21 protein-coding genes are annotated in these 20,563 nt (G+C 72.4%); 16 read left to right on the forward strand and 5 right to left on the reverse strand.

Annotated elements, in window-relative coordinates:
- The 11 genes from IT293_00480 to IT293_00530 all read left to right on the forward strand — a co-directional run.
- Positions 1-472, forward strand: a 472-nt coding sequence (locus tag IT293_00480; protein MCC6763112.1) for a hypothetical protein, incomplete at its 5' end; no start/stop codon positions are given.
- A gap of 137 nt (positions 473-609) precedes the next feature.
- The gene (locus IT293_00485) at positions 610-1,707 is read left to right on the forward strand and encodes a methyltransferase domain-containing protein (GenBank protein ID MCC6763113.1); all 1,098 of its coding nucleotides are present in this window, start codon (positions 610-612) and stop codon (positions 1,705-1,707) included.
- Complete coding sequence (locus tag IT293_00490) at positions 1,674-2,531, forward strand: 2OG-Fe(II) oxygenase (protein ID MCC6763114.1); 858 nt, start codon at positions 1,674-1,676, stop codon at positions 2,529-2,531. Before IT293_00485 ends, IT293_00490 begins: the two co-directional genes overlap by 34 nt.
- A gap of 125 nt (positions 2,532-2,656) precedes the next feature.
- Positions 2,657-3,436, forward strand: a complete 780-nt coding sequence (locus tag IT293_00495) for an SDR family oxidoreductase (GenBank protein MCC6763115.1) — start codon at positions 2,657-2,659, stop codon at positions 3,434-3,436.
- Positions 3,433-4,524, forward strand: coding sequence for a dihydrodipicolinate reductase (locus IT293_00500; GenBank protein MCC6763116.1), 1,092 nt, complete (start codon positions 3,433-3,435; stop codon positions 4,522-4,524). Before IT293_00495 ends, IT293_00500 begins: the two co-directional genes overlap by 4 nt.
- 60 nt (positions 4,525-4,584) lie before the next feature.
- On the forward strand, positions 4,585-4,905 hold the full coding sequence (locus tag IT293_00505; protein MCC6763117.1) for a hypothetical protein: 321 nt from the start codon (positions 4,585-4,587) through the stop codon (positions 4,903-4,905).
- The gene (locus IT293_00510; GenBank protein MCC6763118.1) at positions 4,902-5,546 is read left to right on the forward strand and encodes a response regulator transcription factor; all 645 of its coding nucleotides are present in this window, start codon (positions 4,902-4,904) and stop codon (positions 5,544-5,546) included. Before IT293_00505 ends, IT293_00510 begins: the two co-directional genes overlap by 4 nt.
- A gap of 120 nt (positions 5,547-5,666) precedes the next feature.
- The gene (locus IT293_00515) at positions 5,667-8,327 is read left to right on the forward strand and encodes a DUF3604 domain-containing protein (protein MCC6763119.1); all 2,661 of its coding nucleotides are present in this window, start codon (positions 5,667-5,669) and stop codon (positions 8,325-8,327) included.
- Positions 8,328-8,364: 37 nt separating this feature from the next.
- Entirely contained in the window at positions 8,365-9,210 is an 846-nt protein-coding gene (locus IT293_00520) for a peptidyl-prolyl cis-trans isomerase (protein MCC6763120.1), read from the forward strand.
- A complete protein-coding gene (locus IT293_00525; protein MCC6763121.1) occupies positions 9,207-10,235 on the forward strand; it encodes a HupE/UreJ family protein in 1,029 nt (342 codons plus the stop codon). Before IT293_00520 ends, IT293_00525 begins: the two co-directional genes overlap by 4 nt.
- A gap of 79 nt (positions 10,236-10,314) precedes the next feature.
- A complete protein-coding gene (locus IT293_00530) occupies positions 10,315-11,205 on the forward strand; it encodes a sulfotransferase (GenBank protein MCC6763122.1) in 891 nt (296 codons plus the stop codon).
- 21 nt (positions 11,206-11,226) lie between these two features.
- Here the strand turns inward: IT293_00530 and IT293_00535 are convergent, their stop codons facing one another.
- A complete protein-coding gene (locus IT293_00535) occupies positions 11,227-12,411 on the reverse strand; it encodes an HRDC domain-containing protein (GenBank protein ID MCC6763123.1) in 1,185 nt (394 codons plus the stop codon).
- Between the two features lie 43 nt (positions 12,412-12,454).
- On the opposite strand from IT293_00535, the gene IT293_00540 reads away from it, so the two are divergent.
- Positions 12,455-13,462 carry a hypothetical protein gene (locus IT293_00540; protein ID MCC6763124.1) on the forward strand — a complete coding sequence of 336 codons (1,008 nt, stop codon included), beginning with the start codon at positions 12,455-12,457 and terminating at the stop codon, positions 13,460-13,462.
- Here IT293_00540 and IT293_00545 read toward each other — a convergent pair.
- Positions 13,455-13,832, reverse strand: a complete 378-nt coding sequence (locus IT293_00545; protein ID MCC6763125.1) for a DUF983 domain-containing protein — start codon at positions 13,830-13,832, stop codon at positions 13,455-13,457. The two genes, IT293_00540 and IT293_00545, sit on opposite strands and share 8 nt — an antisense overlap.
- On the reverse strand, positions 13,829-14,617 hold the full coding sequence (locus IT293_00550; protein ID MCC6763126.1) for a crotonase/enoyl-CoA hydratase family protein: 789 nt from the start codon (positions 14,615-14,617) through the stop codon (positions 13,829-13,831). Before IT293_00550 ends, IT293_00545 begins: the two co-directional genes overlap by 4 nt.
- Here IT293_00550 and IT293_00555 point away from each other — a divergent pair.
- From IT293_00555 to IT293_00565, 3 genes are all read left to right on the forward strand, one after another.
- Positions 14,616-14,894, forward strand: coding sequence for a hypothetical protein (locus IT293_00555; GenBank protein MCC6763127.1), 279 nt, complete (start codon positions 14,616-14,618; stop codon positions 14,892-14,894). The two genes, IT293_00550 and IT293_00555, sit on opposite strands and share 2 nt — an antisense overlap.
- A gap of 78 nt (positions 14,895-14,972) precedes the next feature.
- Entirely contained in the window at positions 14,973-15,620 is a 648-nt protein-coding gene (locus IT293_00560; protein MCC6763128.1) for a hypothetical protein, read from the forward strand.
- Between the two features lie 136 nt (positions 15,621-15,756).
- Positions 15,757-17,958 (forward strand): CocE/NonD family hydrolase, encoded by a 2,202-nt coding sequence (locus IT293_00565; GenBank protein ID MCC6763129.1) that lies wholly within the window; start codon positions 15,757-15,759, stop codon positions 17,956-17,958.
- A 67-nt stretch (positions 17,959-18,025) separates the two neighbouring features.
- Here IT293_00565 and IT293_00570 read toward each other — a convergent pair whose 3' ends face one another.
- Positions 18,026-19,042: a 2-dehydropantoate 2-reductase gene (locus IT293_00570; protein MCC6763130.1), complete on the reverse strand. Its 1,017-nt coding sequence runs from the start codon at positions 19,040-19,042 to the stop codon at positions 18,026-18,028.
- 112 nt (positions 19,043-19,154) lie between these two features.
- Here IT293_00570 and IT293_00575 point away from each other — a divergent pair, with 112 nt between their 5' ends.
- The gene (locus IT293_00575; protein ID MCC6763131.1) at positions 19,155-19,352 is read left to right on the forward strand and encodes a hypothetical protein; all 198 of its coding nucleotides are present in this window, start codon (positions 19,155-19,157) and stop codon (positions 19,350-19,352) included.
- Between the two features lie 68 nt (positions 19,353-19,420).
- Here IT293_00575 and IT293_00580 read toward each other — a convergent pair whose 3' ends face one another.
- A complete protein-coding gene (locus IT293_00580) occupies positions 19,421-20,551 on the reverse strand; it encodes an alpha/beta hydrolase (protein ID MCC6763132.1) in 1,131 nt (376 codons plus the stop codon).
- Positions 20,552-20,563: the final 12 nt, after the last annotated feature.

The raw sequence follows: 20,563 nt of genomic DNA on the forward strand, positions 1-20,563 counted from the left end.
GCCGGACGGCGAGATCGACGTGGCGACCGACGAGGAGGGCACGACGACGAGCTTCTTCTCGTGCCAGGTGGACGACGTGTCGCTCTTCGGCGACGTCACCGTCGGCGCGGCGTCGTTGACCTTCGGCTTCTTCGAGGCCGACACGGCGAGCGACGAGGACTTCATCGCCGACTACGACGGCGAACTCGCGCTCGGCGGGGGGAGCGGCGGCCGTTTTCTCGCCGGCTCGGTCGACGTCGCGAGCGAGTCCGCGAACAGCTTCACCATGACCCTCGCGAACGTGGTGGTGGCGACCGGCGTGCTCACGGGCGGAAGCGCCGCGGTGGATCTCACGGAGAGCGACATCGCCGACACCTTCACGCGGCTCGACATCACGTTCGACGGCTCCGGCACCGCGAACGTGGTGGCGACCCAGGCGAACGGCGGGACGCGGAACTTTCGGCTCGACATCGCGACCGGCGCCGTGTCGTAGGCGGGCCCCCGTGGGGCTGGCGGTGCCGGCGGCTCGTGGGACGGGACGTCGCGCGGACCGCGCGGGTCCGGGCGATGGATCTATAGGGTCGTCGCGCTTGTCGGATCGCGAGCGGTCGACTACGTCAGGCGTGTTCGATGCGTCGCAGGCTTCTCGATCTCATCGTCTGTCCGCGATGTCATTGCGCGCTGGATCTCCGCGCGTACACCTCGGATGGACGCGGGAGCGCCGAGGAGGAGGTGCTGGACGGGCTGTTGCGATGCGGGAGTTGCTCTGGGGAGTTCCCCGTCATCGGCGGCGTCCCGCGGCTCCTGGAGCCGAGGCTGTTGCGGCGCATGGCTCCGCGCTATCCCGAGTACTTTCGAGCGCATCCGCGGCTGCTCGGCGACGATGACGGCGACGAGCACGTGCTTGCCGATACCCTCGAGAGCTTCACCCGGCAGCGTCTCGATCTTCCACCGCCGGGTCCGGCCCTGGTCGCGCAGTGGCATCGAAACTTCCGCCGCTACGTCGATGGCACGATCGGCGAGGGCGCGCTGCGGGGCAAGCTGGTGCTGGACGTCGGCTGCGGCTTCGGCCGCCACATGTACGTGGCGGGCCTCGAGGGCGCCGAGGTGGTCGGTGTCGATCTGTCGGGGGGCGTCGATCGTGCGTACGCCGTGAATCGGCGGCGGACGCGTTGTCACGTCGTGCAGGCGAACGTCCTCGATCGCCCGTTTCGTGATGGCGTGTTCGACGTCGTGTGGTCGTTCGGTGTGCTGCATCACATGCCCGACCCCGCCGCGGGCTTCCGCGCGATCGTGCCGTTCGCCCGGCCGGACGGGGGCACGGTCGTCGTCTGGGTCTACGGGTACGCCGGCATGACGTGGAGCTATCGGTTGTCGCACATGCGCGCGTTGCACCGGGTGACGCGCCGGTGGTCCGGTCCGGCGCGCGCCCGCGCGTCGACGGTGGTCGCCGCGATCCTCTCGGCGCTCTACTGGGAGCCGCTCGGGGCGATGCGGCGAGCGGGTCTCGGCGGCATCGTGCGCCGCATGCCGCTCACGGACTACATCGATCACCCGTGGCGCACCCGGATCGCTGGCGTACACGATCGGCTCTCGACGCCGATCACCCACTTCCACGACCTGCGCGAGCTGAGCGACTGGTGCCGCGCGGCCGGGCTCCAGTACATCTGCGTCAACGACACCGAGCGGCGCGGGTGGCACGCCTCCGGGCGTCGTGCCGGCGCGTGACGGCCACGGCGCACCTGCTCGCGGGCGTCCACCGCGCGGCCGTGACACGAGAGCCCTTCGCGCATCTCGCCCGCGGCGGAGCCGTCGACCCGGGCGTGTACGAGGCGCTGTCGGCGAGCTTTCCGCCGCTCGAGAGCTTCCTCGCGCCGCGCGAGGTCGGCGGGTCGAACCGGGCCGTGCGCAGGAATGCGGTGCGGGTTGCGGCGGATCCAGGCACGCCACCGGTCTGGCGCGAGTTCTTCGCGCACCACACCTCGGCGGACTATTGGCGCGACGTCGTGCGACTGTTCGCCGGGCACTTCCGACGCGCGTTTCCCGACCTGGAGGCGCGGATCGGCCGGCCGTACGAGCAGTGGCGCATCGCGCCGCGCGGCGCCGACCCGGACGCCGACGTGCGCCTCGACTGCCAGTTCGTCGTGAACACCCCGGTCACGGTGCGGAGCAGCGTCAAGACCGCGCACGTCGACAAGGGCGACAAGATCTTCTCGGCGCTCTTCTACGTGCCCGACCCGCGCGAGACGGGAGCCGGCGGCGACCTCGAGCTCTACGCGTGGCGCCGCGCGCCGCGGTTCGTGAAGCACCGCGTCCTCGCCCGGGACGTCGCGGTCGTGAGGACGGTGCCGTACGCCGCCAACACCTGCGTCGCGTTCGTGAACTCGCCGCGGTCCGTGCACGGCGTGACGCCGCGTGACGCCACCGACGTGCCGCGCCGCTATGTGAACCTCATCGCCGAGGTGCGGGTGCGGGCGTTCAGGCCGCAGCAGGTCGGCCGCGTGGTCCGCCGGTGGTACGGGGTCGCGACCGGCGGCGAGGACGACGCGTAGGGACGCGCGGCTGACGACCCGCATTCCGGTCGTTGCGAGCCCGCACTTCGCACCAGGTCCCTGGCGCGCGCTTGACGCTCTCGCGACGTGGACCCGGTGAGAAATGCGGGCTAGAGCCTTCGGCCATGATCCTTTCCGGCAAGACGGTGATCGTGACGGGCGTCGGCGCCGGGCTCGGGCGCGAATGCGTGGCCAAGGCTCTCGTCCAAGGGGCGAACGTGGTGATGGCGGCGCGGACGCAGGCGAACCTCGACGCCGCGGTCGGCGCGCTCGATCCTTCGGGGCGACGCCTCGCGGCGCGCGCCACCGACATCAACGACGCGGAGGCGTGCGCGGCGTTGGTGGGGCTCGCGCGGGAACGCTTCGGGGGCGTCGATGCGCTCGTACAGGTGGCGGCCTTCGAGCACGCGTGGGGCGGGCTCTTCGCGACCGACTTCGCGTCCTGGCGACAGGCCTTCGAGACCAACGTGATCGGAGCGTTGACGGTCGTACGGGCGGCGGCCGGCGCGATGAAGGAGCGCGGCGGCGGCTCGGTGGTCCTGATCGGGTCGCAGTCGATGTTCAAGCCGTCGCTCCCGCAGGCCGGCTATGCGGCGTCGAAGGGGGCGCTCCTCTCGGCGATGTACTACCTCGCCGACGAGCTCGGCCCCGACGCGATCCGCTGCAACATGGTGGTGCCGTCGTGGATGTGGGGGCCGCCGGTCGAGATGTTCGTGAAGGGGCGGGCGAAGCAGCAGAAGATCACCGCGGAGGAGGCGCTTCGCGGGATCGTCGGCGGCTTCCCGCTCAGGCGCATGACCGAGGACGGCGAGGTCGCGGACGTGGTGGCGTTTTTCGCGTCGGATCTCTCCAAGGCGGTGACCGGCCAATACTTGCTGGTCAACGCCGGGGAGATGTCGAAATGACCACCCGTGCGGGCGCGAGCAAGAAGAAGGTCGTCGTGTGGGGGACCGGCTTCGTCGGGAAGCTCGTGATCCCGGAGATCGTGAAGCATCCGGGGTTCGAGCTTGTCGGTGTGGGCGTCAGCCACCCGGAGAAGGTCGGAAAGGACGTCGGCGCGATCTGCGGCATCGATCCCATCGGTCTCGCGGCCACGGACGACGTCGCGCAGCTCCTCGCGACCGACCCCGACGCGCTCGTCCACTACGGACCGACCGCCGCCTACGCGCGCGACAACATCCGGCTCATCAAACAGTTCCTGCTCGCCGGCATCGACGTCTGCTCGACCGCGATGACGCCGTGGGTCTGGCCGGCGATGACGAAGAACCCGCCGCAATGGATCGCGCCGATCACCGAGGCGTGCGAACGGGGAGGGGCGTCGTGCTTCACGACCGGCATCGATCCCGGGTTCGCGAACGACCTCTTCCCGCTGACCCTCATGGGCCTCTGCGGCGAGGTCCGCGTCGTGCGCGCCCTCGAGATCCTCGACTACAGCAACTACGAAGGCGACTACGAGATCGAGATGGGGATCGGGAAGCCGGCGGACTTCCAGGCCCTCCTCGAGAATCCCGACATCCTCGCCATGTCGTGGGGCGCGACGGTGCCGATGATCGCGCACGCCGCCGGCATCGAGCTCGACGCGATCACCACCACCTGGGACAAGTGGGTGACGCCGAAGGCGATCACGACGGTGAAGGGCACCATCGCTCCCGGCGAGGTGGCGGCCATCCACTTCACCATCAACGGCGTGTACCGGGGGACGACCCGGATCCAGCTCGAGCACGTGAACCGGGTCGGGCAGGACGCCGCGCCCGACTGGCCGCGCGGCGGCCGGAACGACGTGTATCGGGTCGAGATCGAGGGTTCGCCGTCGATCACTCAGGAGACCGCGTTCCGCTTCACCGACGGCAGCGGGCGCGACGCTTCGACGGCCGGCTGCCTCGCGACGGGCCTGCGCGCGCTGAACGCCGTGCCCTACGTGAACGAGCTGCCCGCGGGCTGGGTGACCGCGCTCGACCTGCCGCTCATCCCGGGGAGGGGCACGATCCGGTAGCCCAGCGGGCGGAGCGCGCGACTTGCTTTCGACGGCGACGCGCGTCCATGCTGCTGGCGAATGCCGACGTCCGACCAGGAGAAGCCGTCCCCGCAGCCGGGAGACGCGGCGCGATCCGAGGCGGGCGCCGGTCCGAGCCGTCCGGAGGGGAGCCTGGACGCGGACGTGCAGCGTGCGCTCGCGGCCGAGCTGCGCTGGCTGACCCACGAGATCAGCCAACCCCTGGCGGCGATCGTGAGCTACGTCCGGGGCGCGCAGATGCGCCTCGACGCCCACAGCCTGCAGGAAGCGGATCTCGCCCACGTACTGGAAGCGATCGCGACGCAGGCGCAGCGTGCGGTCGCGATCGTCCGCGGGGCCGATCGGCAACGGGGGTCATGATGAGCCGAGGAACGATTCACGTCGTCGACGACGACACCGCCGTGTTGCGCGGCCTGCGCTGGTTCTTCGAGTCCGCCGGGCTCGTCGTCGAAAGCTACGCGAACGCGGAGGACTTCGCGTCGCGCTATCAGCGGGCGACCGCGCCGGAGTGCCTGGTGCTCGATCTCTGCATGCCCGGCCTGTCGGGCCTCGCGCTGCACCGGACCTTTCACGAGCGGGGCTGGACGCTGCCGGTCATCTATCTCACCGGCCATGGCAAGGTCCCCGATGCGGTCGCCGCGTTGAAGCAGGGAGCTTTCGATTTCGTCGAGAAGCCCTGCGCCGACGATGCGATGCTGGCGCGGGTGCGGGCCGCGCTGGCGGAGGACGTCCGGCGGCGGGCGCACTCGGAGGAGATGGCGCAGCTGGCGGCGCGGATCGCGAGCCTGACGACGCGCGAGCACCAGGTGGCGATGCGGGTGGCCGCGGGCCTACCCAACAAGCTGATCGCCGCCGAGCTCGGCATCAGTCCGCGAACCGTCGAGGTCTACCGCGCGAAGGCGATGAGCAAGACCGGCTCGCGGTCGACGGCCGAGCTGGTGCAGCTGGTGATGCGCGAGCGCGGGTTCGAGGGCACGCGCGGTACGCCGGGCTCGCCGTAGCGCGCGGCCGGCGCGGCGCAGCAGACGGAAGGATCCGCGCGGGAAAATCACCTGACAAGCGCATCGAGCCCGTGGTAAGGCTCGCGGAGCCCATCTCACGCCGCCCAGGAGGCCTCCCTCGTGCAACGCCTTCGCCGCTCGATGCTTTCGTCGTCGCCCGCGCTCGTCCTGACGGCGCTGGTGGCTACCGCCGGCGCCACGCCCTCGCCGTCGCTCGACGCGTACTCGCTCTTCGCGCTCGAGACGATGCACGTGCGGAACTTGCGGGCCGGGGACGGTGACCTCGGGGTGAACCAGGGCGCGTTCACGGCCCGGGGGAGCTTCTCGGCGCCGACGGCCCAGGTGGTCGCGGCCTCCGCCGACGTCGTGGCGACCGGCGACTGCAATGGCATCTACGCGACCTCGGTCGCCTCGTCCGGACCCGACTGCCCGGCCGCGGGCGCGGCGCCGCAGCCGATCGTCGCGGACGTACCGACGGCGTGCGGCTACCCCGCGACCTTCCCGGCGTGCGACGCGGCCGCGGGCGTCACGGTGCGCGCCGGTCGGACGGTGCTTCCGCCCGGGGTCTACGGCGACGTCGCCGTGAAGAGCTCGGGGGCTCCCGCGACCCTCGAGCTCGTCGGGGGGAGCTACGTCTTCTGCAGCCTTCGGATCGGCCGCCACGGCGAGGTCCGCTTTCGCGGCGCGGCGCAGCTGCACGTAGCGGGCGCACTGAAGCTCGGGGTCGGCGCGGCCCTGGCCCCGGCCGACGGGATGGCGGCGCCCCTCACGGGCCGCGTCTACGTCCAGGGCAAGAGCATCACGCTCGATCGCGAGGCGCGGCTGGCGGCGGCGCTCTGCGCCCCGACGGCCAAGCTCAAGGCGAACCGCAGCCGCGTCGAGGGGGCGGCGGTGGCCCGGGAGGTGCGCGCCGCCGGCGCGACCGTGCTCCGCCCCTACGAGGAGCCGCGCGCGGCGTGCGCCGACCACGACCCGCTCCGCAACCTCTACTTCGGCGATCTCCACGTGCACACGGCGCTTTCGTTCGATGCGCAGGCCTTCGACGTGCGGACGACACCGGCGGAAGCCTACGGGTTCGCCCAGGGCGCGCCGGTCGCGCTCCCGCCGCTCGACGTGAACGGTGTCGGTACGCGCACGGTTCAGCTGGAACGGCCGCTCGACTTCGCGGCCGTCACCGACCACTCGGAATTCCTCGGCGAGGTCGAGGAGTGCACGACGCCGGGTGCCCCCAACTACGACGCGCCGTCGTGTCAGGTGTACCGCGGCGAGACCTTCAACGCCGTCCGCTTCATTGCGCTGCCGCTCGCGAGCCTCGAGCCGGAGCGTTTCGCCGACATCTGCGCACCGAACGGCCAGGAATGCGCGATCCAGGGCGCGCAGGTGTGGCAGAGCGTGCAACAGGCCGCCGACCAGGCCTACGACCGCACGGCGGCCTGCGGCTTCACGAGCTTCGTCGGGTACGAGTACACCAGCGCGCGCGCCACGAGCACCCGCCACCGGAACGTCATCTTCCGGAACGACCGCGTATCGTATCCGACGACGTACTTCGAGGAGCAGTCGCCGCAGGGCCTCTGGAGCCAGCTCGAGGCCGGATGCCGCGACGCCGCGAGCGGCTGCGACGTCCTCGCCATTCCGCACAACCCGAACGAGAGCAACGGCAACATGTTCGCGGTCGAGTATCCGGGGGCCCGTTCGGTCGCGGCCGAGCGGACGCAGGCCGCCGCCCGGGGCGCGATGGAGCCGCTCGTCGAGATCTATCAGCACAAGGGCGACTCGGAGTGCATGAACGGGCTCTCGGGGGTGATCGGCGCCTCCGACGAGCAGTGCGACTTCGAGAAGGATCCGCGGCCCTTCCGCGATTGCGGCGACGGTGTCGGAGGGCAGGGCGTCGCCCGCGGCGGCTGCTTCTCGCGCCTCGACTTCGTCCGCAACGTGCTCCTCGCGGGCCTCGCCGAGGACCAGCGCCTCGGCGTGAACCCGTACCGCCTCGGCATCATCGCGGGCACCGACACGCACAACGGCACGCCGGGGGCCGTCGAGGAGGCGACCTTCCAGGGCCACCGCGGCACCGACGACGCGACGCCCGCGACCCAGCTCGGAAACGGCGTGCTCACGCCGGGCGGGATCCAATTCAGCCCGGGCGGCATCGTCGGCGTCTGGGCGGAGGAGAACTCGCGTCCGAGCATCTTCGATGCGCTCCGTCGCCGTGAGGTCTTCGGCACGAGCGGTCCGCGTATCGCCGTCCGCTTCTTCGGCGGGTGGAACCTGGCGGCCGGCCTCTGCGCGGATCCGGACATGATCGCCGGCGCGTACGCGGCGGGCGTGCCGATGGGCAGCGTGATGGATCCGCCGACCGCCGCCGCGCCGTCGTTCCTGGTCGCCGCCGCGCGCGATCCCGGGACGCTCGCGCGCCCGGGGACGCCGCTCCAGCGCGTGCAGGTCGTGAAGGGGTGGATCGACGACGCCGGGTGGCACCAGGAGGTCTTCGACGTGGCGGGGGACGCGAACAACGGCGCGACGGTCGACACCGACACGTGCGTCGCGAGCGGTCCGGGCGACGACGACCTCTGCGCGGTGTGGACGGACCCGTCGTTCGACGCGAGCCGGCACGCCTTCTACTACGTGCGCGTGCTCGAGAACCCGACCTGCCGGTGGAGCACCGTCACGTGCAACGCGCTCGCGCCGGGCGAGCGGCCGCCGTCGTGCACGGATCCGGACGTCGCCAAGACGGTGCAGGAGCGCGCCTGGAGCTCGCCGATCTGGTACCGGCCCGGCGCGTGACGGCGGGGCCCCGGGGGCGGGCGAGGCGCGGCGGCGCGTGGTGAGACGCCTGCTGCGCGAGCCGCTCGTCCACTTCGTGGTCCTCGGGGCGGCGCTCTTCGCCCTGCACCGCGCGGTGGCGCCGCCCGGCGCGACGAGCGCGATCGTGGTGACCACGGCACTGCAACGCGGGTTCCAGCAGGAGCACCTGCGGCGCCACGGGCGCCTGCCGACGCCCGAGGAGCAGCGTGCCCTCGTCGACCGCTACGTGGACACCGAGGTGATGCTGCGCGAGGCGCTCGCGCTCGGGCTCGATCGCGGCGACATCATCGTGCGGCGCCGGCTGGTACAGAAGATGGAGTTCCTGAACCAGGACCGCGAGCCGCTGCCTCCGCCGACCGACGCGGACCTGGCGGCGTTTCTCGCGCGCCACGCGGAGCGTTACCAGCTCGCGGCGCGGATGACCGTCGCGCACGTCTTCGTGAGCACGCGCCTCCATCCCGAGGACACGGAGGCGGTCGCGGACGAGCTCCGCGCGCGCCTCGCGGCCGGCGACGACGCGGCGGGCCTCGGCGATCCGTTCCTGCGCGGACGCGAGTTCCGTGCCGCGACGGAAGGCGAGCTCGCCGGCGTCTTCGGGCCGGACCTGGCGCGCCGGCTGCAGAGCGCGCCGGTCGGGGAATGGGTCGGGCCGTACCGATCGAGCTTCGGCGTCCACCTCGTGCGGATCGCGACGCGGGAGGGAGGGCGGCCGGCGACGGTCGACGAGGTCCGCCGCGAGCTCGTCCGCGACTGGGAGGAGGAGCGGCGGTCGGAAGCGGCACGCGCGGCGCTGGGGGCGCTCCGCGCGCGCTACGACGTGCGCATCGAGGAGCCGCCGACGCCGGGGAGGCCCGCGTCGTGAGACCCGGACGGGTCGCGGCATGGGCCGTCACTCTCCTCGCGATCGCCGGAACGGAAGCGGCGTCGCACACGTTCGAGCCGGCGCTCCTCGATCTCCGCGAGCGCGAGAGCGGCACCTTCGACGTCGTGTGGCGTGCGCCCGGGCGGGAGTCGGGCGCGCTCGTGCCGGACGCGCCGCCGCTCCTGCCGCGGTTGCCCGCGGCGTGCCGCACCCTCTCGGAGCTCGGGGCGAGCGACGAGCGGATCGCGACGCGCGTGGCGTGCGGCGCCGGACGGCTCCGGGGCGAGACGATCACCGTGCCGGGGCTCGCCGCGAGCCGCGTCGACGCGATCGTCCGGGTCTCCTGGAACGACGGATCCGCGGCGAGCGGGATCCTCACCGACGCGAGCGAGTCGTTCGTCGTGCCGGAGGGGCCGCGCGGTATCCTGCTGCCCGGCGCGCCGGCGCGGACGGTGGCGACGCGCTATCTCGGGCTCGGGATCGAGCACATCCTCGGCGGCACCGATCACGTGCTGTTCGTGATCGGACTCTTCCTGCTCGTCGGCGCGACCCGGGCGCTGGTCGCGACGGTGAGCGCCTTCACGCTGGCCCACAGCCTCACGCTCGCGGCGGCGGTGCTCGGGATCGTGACGGTGCCGTCGGCGCCCGTGGAGGCGCTGATCGCGGCGAGCATCGTGCTCCTCGCCCGCGAGCTGGTGCGCGGCCCCGACGAGCCGCCGACGCTCGCGTGCCGCTTCCCGTGGCTCGTGGCGTTCGTCTTCGGGCTCCTCCACGGGTTCGGTTTCGCGGGGGCGCTCGCGGAGACGGGCGTGCCCGCCGATCAGATTCCCCTCGCGCTCCTCGCGTTCAACCTCGGCGTCGAGGTCGGCCAGCTCGGGATCGTGGGGGCGCTGGTCGCGCTCGCGGCGCTGGCCCCGCGCGGGCTCCGATCCTCACGCGGCCGGCCCCGGCTGCCGGCCTACGGGCTCGGAGCCGTGGCGTCGGCCTGGATGATCGAGCGGATCCTGCGTTTCTGGGCGACTTGATGCGTTGAAGAGCTCGCGGGTCTCCGGCTAGAGTCGACGGTCTTCGGGTCCGGGAATCCCCAGAGAACCTCCCATCGGCATGGCCACAGGCTCGGACGAACGCAGGCTCATCCTCATCCTCAGCTCGGAACGCTCGGGCTCGACGCTGACCCGCGTCGTTCTCGGGGCGAACAGCCGGATCGTCTCCCCGCAGGAGATGTTCCTGATGCGCTACCCCGACTACCGGACGTTCCGGGAGCAGAAGGCCGTCGCGCGCGAGAGCCTGGTCGAGTTCTTCGAGCTTCTCGGGCAGGCGAAGGACGCGACGGCCATCGACGCCGCATGCGAGGGGCGCGATATCCTCGACGTCTACCGCTGGCTCTTCGGCTTCCTGAAGCCGGGGCAGTTCCTGCTCGACAAGACGCCCGCGTATGCGAACGACGGCGATACGCTGCGGAGATCCCGGCCCTTGCAGCCCTTCTACGTCTGGCTCATCCGCCATCCGCTCGGCGTCATCGAGTCGCATGTGCGACTCAAGTTCCGCGAGCGCCATACCAAGGACCTGAAGGGCATCGGGCGGCGGCTCCAGGACTTCGTCGTCGATCAGGTGGTGCGGACCGAGAACGGCATGCTGCCGGTCGCGCGCGGGCGCGAGGTGAAGTGGGTGCTCCAGCAGACGATCATCCGCGAGTTCCTCGCGTCGGTGGCCGAGCAGCAGAAGGTCCTCATCAAGTTCGAGCATCTGGTGCGCGACCCGGAGCCGGTCGTGCGGCGGCTCTGCGACGCGCTCGGCGTCGCGGTCGAGCCCGCGATGCTCGAGGCGTGCGGCGCCCGCAAGGTGATGAACACGAGCCTCGGCGACCCGAACTTCCACACCCACGACCGCATCGAGGCGAAGACCGCCGACACATGGCGGGAGGTCTTCCAGGAGAAGCAGCTGACGCTCGAGACGCGGCGCCTGATGGACGCGATCGGCGTCGTCCGCGAATAGCGGTGCCTCGGCGTCGCGGGTCTAACGCTCGCGCCGGATGACGTCGAGGTACGGAGGCTTCGGCAGCGACGCGAGCGCCAGGCGGCCTTCGACCAGATCGTGGAGCTCGCGCCCGACCAGCTCGGCGCGCCAGCCGTTGGCGAGCGGGTGCTCCTCGGCGCCGCCGGCGACGACGAGCTCGACGTAGCGCTCGAGGTCGGCGCGCGTGGCGACGAGCTCCGAGGCAATGTCCGCGGCGTCAGAGCGCGTCCGCAGCAGGACGGCGGCGAGCTCGGAGGCCGCGGCGACGCGCCGCGCGAGCTCGCGGGGCGCCTCACGAGGCGGCGCGATCGGCTCGGCGGCGAGGCCGGCCTCGATGGCGCGGACGAGCCGGGCGCGCGCGGGGGCGGAGAGGCCGCTCGCGCCGCGCACGTGACCGATCGCGTCGCTGTCGCGGGGGATCGTGCGGGCCACCTCGATGACGGTCGGGTCCTTCAGCACCCAGCCGACCGGGAGGTCGCTCGCCTGCGCCTCGGCCTCGCGCCAGGCGGCGACCTCGCGCAGGAGGGCGAGCTGGCGGCCCGAGAGGCGGCCGCGGCGGGAGAGCTTCAAGTACGCCTGGCGCGGATCCGCCGCCGGCACCCCGGGCCCGTAGCGGCGCGTCAGCTCGTCGGCGACCCAGGCGCTCCGTCCGCGCGCGGCGACGTCGTGGACGAGCGCGTCGGCGATCGCGTGCAGGTGGCGGACGTCGTCGGCGGCGTAGGCGATCTGCGTCGGCGAGAGCGGGCGCTTCACCCAATTGCTGAAGGTCTCGTTGTGGGCGAGGCGGATGCGCAGCACGCGCTCGACCAGGCGATCGTAGGCGAGCGACGTGCCGAGTCCGACGAAGCCGGCGACGACCTGCACGTCGAAGATGCGCGTCGGACGGATGCCGAAGCACCGCGCGAAGAGGACGAGATCGGCCGCCGGGGCGTGCATCAGGATCTCGACGTCCGGATCGGCGACGAGGGCGGCGATCGGGGTGACGTCGCCGCCCGCGATGGGGTCGATGATGGCGATGCGGTTCGCGGTCGCGACCTGCACGAGGCACGGGACGGGCGCGTAGGTCCGCTCCCACAGGAACTCGGTGTCGAGGCCGATCCGCCCGGCGGCGCGGGCCTCGTCGGCGAAGCCCGCGACGTCGGCGGGGGTCGTGAGGTGCTCGATCGGGGTGGCTGGCTCTCGCATGGCGAGGGCTTGTATCAGAATCGCCGGTGAGGGGAGCCCGTCCGTGACGCTGCCGGTACCGGCCGATCTACCGCGGTTGCTGCGCCGGCTCGCGCGCGAGGAGCGGACGGAGCGGCGCGAGCTCGCGCGGTTGGAGGCGCGGCTGCGCCGCTTCGAGGACGTGGAGCGGCCCGCGTACGACGCCTGGCTCCGGCTCGAGCTCGGACCGGCGGTCGGCGAGGTGGAGGAGCTCTCGAGCGCGCTCCGCGCCCGCCAGGTGCTCGCGGCGCGCGTGACCGAGCTCGTGGAGGACGAAGGCCTGCACCCGCGCGAGGCGCTCTGGGTCGTGCGGGAGTGCGGCGCGGACGAGGCGCCCCGCGCCGAGGGTGGCGCCGAGCGCACGGCGCGGGAACGCGACGAGGTCGAGGCGCGGCGGCGCGCCAAGCGCGAGCGGAAGCGGGCGGCGCGCAAGCGCGCGCGGCGGGAGCGGCGCGCGGCCGGCCGGGGCGGCGGGGCGAGCGGCGCGACCGGCGCGGAAGGCGCCGTCGACGGCGTGGCGACGAAACGGCTCGCCGCGATCTACCGCGCGCTGGCACGGAGCCTCCATCCCGACTCGCCGAGCGTCGTGCGGACCCTCGCGCCGGCACGGCTGCGCGCCGTCTGGGCGGAGGTGCAGGCCGCGTACGCGGTCCGCGGTCTCGAACGGCTGCTCGCGCTCGCGACCTGGCTCCAGGCCGTCGCGGAGAGCGGGCTCGACGCCGAGGCGGAACTCGGGGAAGCCGCGGACGCGGCGGGGGGATTCCTCTCGGTCGCGGAGCGGCACGAGCGGCTGCGGGCGCTCCGCCGGGCCGCGCGCATGCTCGAGCGCCGCTTGGAGGGGCTCGCGGCCGAGCCCGCATGGGCCTTTCCCGCGGCGACGCCCCAGGCGCGCCGCAAGCTCAGACGGGGCGCGGCGCGGCGGCTCGCGGGCGAGCGCGACGCGCTCCGGGCGGCGCTCGCGGCCGTCGACGAGTTCCTGGACGACATCGGCCCGCCGCGTCCGCTCCGTGACGCGGCCGGGCGCGTCAGGTAGCGGCGCGCCGGCGGCGGAGCAGGTAGTCGAGCGCGATGCCGACCCCGGTTCGCTGCGGCAGCGTCACGACCAGGGCCAGCATGGCGATCGCCCAGGCGACGTAGAACCAGGTCGGCGACGGGACCCACACGCGCAGGAACACCATGCCGATCAGCGGCACCAGGAAGAGCACGCGGTCGAGCACGAAGAGGTAGCCGAAGAGGTCCCCCTGGTCCTCGAGGTAGCGCAGGCCGCAGACGGCGCAGCGGTCGTGCATCACGTTCAGGCGCTTGAAGAGGGCGCCCTCGCCGCATTGCGGACAGCTCTTGCGCCAGCCGCGGCCGAGCAGGGTCGCGAGCGTGGGGAGCGGCGTCGCCGCCGGCGCCGTCATGCGGGATCGCGGAAGATCGGGGCGCGCTTCTCGATGTTCGCCATCACCGCCTCCAGCTGATTCGCGGTGCCGATGAGAGCCTTCTGCTCGCGGCTCTCGGCGGCGAGAAGGGCGGCGCCGTCGGCATCGAGGGCGTCGTTGTAGAGGCGCTTCGCGCTGCGGATCGCCTCGGGGTTCTTGGCGGCGATCTCGCGCGCGAGGCGCGTCGCGGCGGCGTGCGGGTCCGCGTCGACGTGCGTGACGCAGCCGTAGCCGACTCCCTCGGCGCCGTTGAAAATCCGGCCGGTGAAGGTGAGCTCGCGGAGCACGTCGTCGCGCATGAGGCCGCGGGTGAGGGCGATGCCGGCCATGTCGGGGACGAGCCCCCACTTGATCTCCATGATCGAGAGCTTGGTGTCCGGGGCCGCGATCCGCACGTCGGCGCCGAGCATGATCTGGAAACCGCCGCCGAAGGCGACGCCGTGGACGGCCGCGACGACCGGGACGGGCAGCTGCCGCCAGAGCCACGCCACCTCCTGGAAGAGGTTGGCCGCGCCGTGCGTCCGGGCGGTGATGTCGCCGGGGCCCTCGGAGCCGGTGAAGCTCGCCATGTCGAGCCCGGCGCAGAAGGCGCGGCCATTCCCCGAGAGGACGACGGCACGGAGACCGGACGTCGCCGCCAGGCGCGCGCCGGCGGCGGCGATGTCGTCGAACATGGGGCGGTCGAGGGCGTTCATCTTCTCGGGACGGTTCAGGCGGACGTCGGCAACGCCGGCGTCGATCGAGATGCTCACGCGATCACTCATGGAAGGCTCTCCTGCGGGGAGGCTTGGCAAATGGGCCGAGCTCTCGCAAGAATGGACGTCGCGGCTCGTGTCGGCGCTCGCGACGGCGGGGCTCGCTGGGATCGAGGAGGTGACGCTCGGCTACCGGACCAGTACGACGGCCGACGTCGACGTCGCGTTCGAGGACGGTCACAGCGAGTCGTTCGCGTACGACCTCGTCACGAACGAGCTCACGGCGGTCGGAGGGAGCGGTGCGGCGGCGCGCGCCGTCCTGGACGAGCGCCGCCGCCGCGCGTGAGGGCGGCCGGAGAAAAGGCGGTTGCCTCCGGTACGCATTCTGGCATGGTACTGCGCATCTCACGGAGGAGATGCCCCCATGCAGAGTCTTCCTCGAGTTCTGGCCGGGACCGTCCTGGCGCTCGCGACCGGATTGCTCGTCGGCGCCTCCGCCGAGGCCCAGTCGGTCACGGTGAACCGCTGCGCGGCGGCGAAGGTCCGCTGCGTGATGGGCTACACGCACGTCTGCGGCGTGCAGGGCGTGCTCGGCCTCTTCAAGTGCCATCAGAACGCGACGCTCCGCGGGCGCTTCGTCGACCAGGTCTGCGTGAACCGGACCGTCGACAAGATCACCGAGTGCTTCCGTGACGCGGAACGGCGCGGGGTCTGCCTTACGAGCGACGACGTGATCGCGATCCAGGGCAAGGTCGAGGCCTTCGTGCTCGAGGCCGTGCAGGACGTCACTCCGGACTTTCCGTATCCGCTCGTCAACGCGTGCGCGGCGAGCAAGCAGAAGGTCGTGGCCGAGATGGCCTCGGACAAGCTCGAGTGCTTCGAGGACGCGATGCGGCGCGACCCGGGCGAGGTCGCCCCGGGATGCCTGACGCGCCCCGAAGGGCAGTACGCCTATCTCTGGGACCGCATCGAGGGGAACGGCGGCTGCCTCACGCTCGGCGACGGCGCGGCGTTGCTCGAGAAGACGGACGCGTTCGTTGCCGACGTGGTGACGACGCTCGACCCGCAGTAGCGGGCGCGGTCCGGCGCGGACCGCAACTCGCGGTTCCGGCGTCGATTTCGCTGGACCTCGCGCGAAGTCCCGAGTAGGCTTCGCTCGCCATCCGCGCGGCCGTGGCGTGGATGAGCTCCCGTCCGAAGGACCATTCATGCCGACCCGTCACCGAAGGATCCTGTGCGCCGCCTTGCTCGCGCTCTGCGGCGCGACGCCCGCCGTCGCCCTCGACGTGCAGTCCGGTATCGGCTTCGTCGCCATCACGGGCGAGGTCGAAGGCACGCCGCTCGTGCTCGAGAACGCCCAGCACGTGGACGTCCAGAGCGGGCTCGTCGATCGCTTCGGGAGCCTGGTCTTTCGCGACCTCGGCCAGGGGAACGCGTATTTCGTGCGCGAGCCCGGGGGCGCGACGACGGCGGTGACAACGCGCCGCTTCACGGACCATCCGCCGCAGTCCTTCTATCAGGCGCAGACCCTGGTCGAGGGGTTGAACTACATCGAGACGCGGGACGGGACGCTCCTCGCGGCGATGGTGCGCGCGCCGCTCGGCAGCTCGTTCGCGCCCGGGCGCCGCTTCCCGACGCTGGTCGAGTACTCCGGCTATGCCGCCGCCGACCCGGACAACCCGCAGCCCTCGACGCTCATCGCGTCGGCGATGGGGTACGCGACGGTCGCCGTCAACATGCGCGGCTCCGGCTGCTCGGGCGGCGTGATCGACCTCTTCGATCTGCCCACGACCGCGGACGGCTACGACGTCATCGAGATCGTCGGCAACCAGGACTGGGTGCAGGGCGAGGGGGTCGGCATGATAGGCATCTCCTTCCCGGGCATCAGCCAGATGTTCGTCGCGGGCGCGCAGCCGCCGCACCTCGTCGCGGTGGCGCCCTTCTCGATCATCGGCGACATCTACCGCGCGCCGGGCTTCCCGGGCGGTATCTTCAACAACGGCTTCGCCGAGAGTTGGCTACAGGAGCGCGCCGACGACGCGCTCCCGGCGCCGGAGGGCGGGCAGGCGTGGGCGATCCAGCGCGTGAACGACGGCGACGCCACCTGCCTCGCGAACCAGAGTCTCCGTCTCCAGACGCAGGATCCGGTCGATTTCACGCAGAGCAAGCCGTACTACGTTTCCGAGCTCATGGACGCGCGCTCGCCGAGCAACTGGGCCGCCAACATCCGGGTGCCGACCTTCATCTCGGGCGCCTGGCAGGACGAGCAGACCGGGAGCGGTTTCGTGACGCTCTTGAAGCAGCTGCCGAAGCGCCGCGACGTCAAGATCATGCTCGTGAACGGCGTCCACTCGAGCTCGATGGAGCCGACGAGCCTCTGGGACTGGACCGCGTTCCTCGACATCTACGTCGCGAAGCGATTCCCGAACATGGACCGGCTGACCCCCTTGGCCGGCGCGATCTACGAGAACATCCTCGGGCCGGGGGCGCCGACGCCACCGCTGCCGCCCGACTACCTTGCCGGCGCGAGCGATCTGGCCGACGCGCGGCGGCAGTTCGAGGCCGGGCCGCGCGTACGCGTGCTCATGGAGAACGGCGCGGGCTCCGGGACGCCGGGTCTGCCGGCGCCGCGTTTCGAGCTCGATTTCGAGAAGTGGCCGCCGCCCGGGGCGCGTCAGACGGCCTGGTATTTCGGGCCGGGGGGATCGCTGTCGAAGTTCAAATCGGTCAGCGACGGCTTCGACAGCTACGATCCGGACCCGGAGGCGCGTCCGATGCAGACGATTCCGGGCCAGGGGCAGGCCGAGTCTTGGGAAATCATGCCGGCCTACGACTGGCGGCCGCTCGTCGCGGGGACGGCGGTCGCGTATGCGACGGCGCCGCTCGAAGCGGACACGACGATCGTCGGCGAGGGCGCCGTCGACCTCTTCCTGCGCTCGAGCGCGTCCGACACCGACATCCAGGTGACGCTCACGGAGGTCCGCCCCGACGACCTGGAGACGTACGTGCAGAGCGGCTGGCTGCGGGCGAGCCACCGCAAGCTCGCGCGCAAGGGCAACACGCGCACCGAGGTCCGGCAGACCCACCTCGAAGCCGACGCCGAGCCCCTGCCGCCGGGCCAGTTCACGAAGATGCGGGTGGGAATCTTCGCCGTCGCGCACACGTTCCGGGCCGGCTCGCGCATCCGGGTGAGCCTCGAGGCGCCGGGCGGCGACCGCACGCGCTGGGCCTTCGACACGTTCGACACCAACGGCATGGTGACGAACGACGTGAACTACTCGCGCGGCTACGCCTCGCGTCTGGTGCTGCCGGTCGTGCGGCGTGCGCCGGCGCCGGCGGGCCTGCCGCCGTGCCCCGGCCTGCGCGGCCAGCCGTGTCGCGCCTACGAGCCGGCGAGCAACGGCGGCTGATCCGCGTTACGTCTCGTTCCCGCCACACGGCGACGCCGACCGGGGGTCGGCCGTCGCCGTGCGCGTCTCAGGCGGCGCGCTCGAGCTCGGCGAGGAGCGCCGGACCCGACCAGGTCCGCCGTTCGCCGCCCTCCGCCGCGCGCACGAGGGCGACGAGGCGGGCATTCACCGGCGCCGTGCGACCCAGGCTTGCGGCGAGGCGCACGATTTCGCCGTTCAACCAGTCGACCTCCGTGGTCCGTCCGGCCTGGAGATCCTCCCACATCGAGGAGCGCGCCTGCGGATCGACCGCGAGCATGCGGCCGGCGAGGCGGGTGAAGATCGCGTTCGGAAGGCGCAGCACGCGGGGAAGCCACGAGGCGGGGAGCGGCGTCAGGCGCGCCGGCGCGATGCCCGCCGCCGCGAGGAGGGCGAGCGCTTCCGCCTGCGCGAGCGCGGTGCATCGGCGCAGGGCGCGGTCGGAGAGCTGCGCCTTGAGCGGCAGATCGGAGAGCGCGTTCACGGGGTTGTTGAGATTGAGGAGGAGCTTCGCCCACAGCACCGGCACCATCCGATCGTGGAGGACGAGCGGCAGTCCGGCGGCCGCGAACGGGGCGAGGTAGGGGTCGAGGCGCGCGTCGCGCGCGACCTCGAGGCGGCCCTCGGAGCCGTGATGGAAACGACCGGCACCCTGGTGGACGACGTTGAATTGCACCATCCCGGGCAGAACCGTCCGACTCGGGAGCGCGGCGCGCAGACGCTCCGCGTTGCCGACGCCGTTCTGGAGGCTCACGACGAGCGCGGACGGGGAGAGGACCGCGGCGAGCTCGCGGCCGGCGTCGTCGGTCGCCGCCGACTTGACGGTGACCAGCGCGAGGTCGGCGCCGCTCGCGGCCGGCGCGGTTGTTTCGAAGCGGATGCGGTCCGGAGCGACGTCGAGGGCCGCGCCTTCCCAGTCCGTGAGGTGCAGTCCGTGCGCGCGTACCTCCGCCGCGATCCGCTCGCGGCCGATGAAGACGACGTCGCTACCGGTCGCGGCGAGCCGGCCGCCGACGTAGCAGCCGATGCTGCCGGCGCCGTAGATCGCGATCCGTCTCGCGCGCATGCCGCGCAGCTGCATAGCCGACGCGGTGCGCGCTCGCCATGCGCCTTGTTACGGCATGGCGGGAGCCTTTTGACGCCTTGTGTCAGCTCGGCTCGCCGCTACCATGCGACGCATGGAAACGGTCATGTCGTTCGCGGCGGAGTGGTGGATGGCGGGTCTCGGCTTCGGCGGCGCGGCGATCGCGGCGGCGCTCCTCTGGCGCTGGGCGCTCGAGGACCTGGTCCTGTCGTCGGTGGAGCTGCCGAGCTGCGAGCGGAGCAGGCCGAATCCGACGCCGCTCGCACGGTCGGACGCGAAGCCGGCGCAGTAGCACCCGAGGGAAGACGACACCTGGGGCCGGCGCGGCGGGCGAGCGTTGCGCGTCGCGTGCGCCGGCTGTCAGGGGACGTGCCGCGCGGCGCCGGATGCCCACTCGTGGACGGCGCCGAAGTACTCGGCGATCAGGCGGTGCGCCCACGAGCGCGGGCGCCAGTGTCCTTCGAAGAAAGCGCAGTGGCTGCCGCGCGCGGTGAGCACGAGGAGGCTTTCCGGGACGCGCCCGAAGAGGCCGCGATGCTCCTCGACGTTGGCGTGTGCGCAGACGGGATCGTCGGCGGCGTTCAGGATGAGCAGCGGGACGCCGACGGCGTCGGCGACCCGCATCGGGTTCGTGTGGGCGTGATAGTCGTCGGCGCTCGCGAAGCCGGCGAAGGGATGCTGGCGGTCGTGCAACTCGCCGATCGTGCGGCTTTGCATGGCGGCGTCCCAGCCCGGATGCGTCGCCAGGGTCGCGGCGTGACGCTCCAGGAAGTAGCGGCGTACGGCGCCGAGGAGATAGCGAGCGTAGAGCCGATGAACGCGGTGGAAGGCGTGCGTCGTGTCGTAGCCCGGACAGTACGCGACCGCCGCGGCGAAGGGCGCGCGGGCGCCTTCCTCGCCGAGGTAGCGGACGAGGAGCCCCGACCCGGCGGAGACGCCGACGGCGTAGAGCGGCGCCGCCGGGACGCGGGCGCGGATCCGCCCGAGCTGGACGCGCAGGTCGGCGGTCGCTCCGAGCGTGCTGAAGCGCGGCGCGGTGAGAGGCAAGGCGCCGTGGCCGCGCCGATTGCAGACGACGATGCGCCACCCGAGCCGGCGGCGGAGGGCGCCGACCGTCCGCCGCATGGTCTGTCCGTCGCCGCAGATCGTCGGCAGCACCACCACGAGGGGCGTCGCCGGCGGGCCCTCGAGGCCGAGCCAGTCGAGCGATACGGTGCCGCCATCCGGCAGGGGGAGCATCTCGGTCTCGTCGTAGCAGAGCGGTGGCGTGCGCGCGTTGCGCCAGGCGAGGAGGGCGAGCTGGAGGTGACGATTGGCGCCCCACCAGGGCGGCCGGTAGGGTTCGCGCAGGGTGGCGCACCGGGTCCGCACATGGGTGAGGAATGGCGTCTCGCGGTACACGAGCTCCGGCGGGTGGGCGACCCGCGTCCGGTAGTGGCGGACGGCGGCCGCCGTCGCGGCGACTCCGGCGAGGAGCGTGGACTCGGTCACCGCGTCCGCCGT

The organism is Deltaproteobacteria bacterium (assembly GCA_020848745.1).
GTDB lineage: Bacteria > Desulfobacterota > Binatia > UTPRO1 > UTPRO1 > UTPRO1.

Bases quoted from the DNA above. Each gene is read 5' to 3' on its own strand.
- IT293_00545 (MCC6763125.1), bottom strand. From the start codon at position 13,832: ATGACGGCGCCGGCGGCGACGCCGCTCCCCACGCTCGCGACCCTGCTC.
- IT293_00550 (MCC6763126.1), bottom strand. From the start codon at position 14,617: ATGAGTGATCGCGTGAGCATCTCGATCGACGCCGGCGTTGCCGACGTC.
- IT293_00530 (MCC6763122.1), top strand. From the start codon at position 10,315: ATGGCCACAGGCTCGGACGAACGCAGGCTCATCCTCATCCTCAGCTCG.
- IT293_00495 (MCC6763115.1), top strand. From the start codon at position 2,657: ATGATCCTTTCCGGCAAGACGGTGATCGTGACGGGCGTCGGCGCCGGG.
- IT293_00500 (MCC6763116.1), top strand. From the start codon at position 3,433: ATGACCACCCGTGCGGGCGCGAGCAAGAAGAAGGTCGTCGTGTGGGGG.
- IT293_00535 (MCC6763123.1), bottom strand. From the start codon at position 12,411: ATGCGAGAGCCAGCCACCCCGATCGAGCACCTCACGACCCCCGCCGAC.
- IT293_00485 (MCC6763113.1), top strand. From the start codon at position 610: ATGCGTCGCAGGCTTCTCGATCTCATCGTCTGTCCGCGATGTCATTGC.
- IT293_00510 (MCC6763118.1), top strand. From the start codon at position 4,902: ATGATGAGCCGAGGAACGATTCACGTCGTCGACGACGACACCGCCGTG.
- IT293_00570 (MCC6763130.1), bottom strand. From the start codon at position 19,042: ATGCGCGCGAGACGGATCGCGATCTACGGCGCCGGCAGCATCGGCTGC.
- IT293_00505 (MCC6763117.1), top strand. From the start codon at position 4,585: ATGCCGACGTCCGACCAGGAGAAGCCGTCCCCGCAGCCGGGAGACGCG.
- IT293_00555 (MCC6763127.1), top strand. From the start codon at position 14,616: ATGGAAGGCTCTCCTGCGGGGAGGCTTGGCAAATGGGCCGAGCTCTCG.
- IT293_00560 (MCC6763128.1), top strand. From the start codon at position 14,973: ATGCAGAGTCTTCCTCGAGTTCTGGCCGGGACCGTCCTGGCGCTCGCG.
- IT293_00575 (MCC6763131.1), top strand. From the start codon at position 19,155: ATGGAAACGGTCATGTCGTTCGCGGCGGAGTGGTGGATGGCGGGTCTC.
- IT293_00565 (MCC6763129.1), top strand. From the start codon at position 15,757: ATGCCGACCCGTCACCGAAGGATCCTGTGCGCCGCCTTGCTCGCGCTC.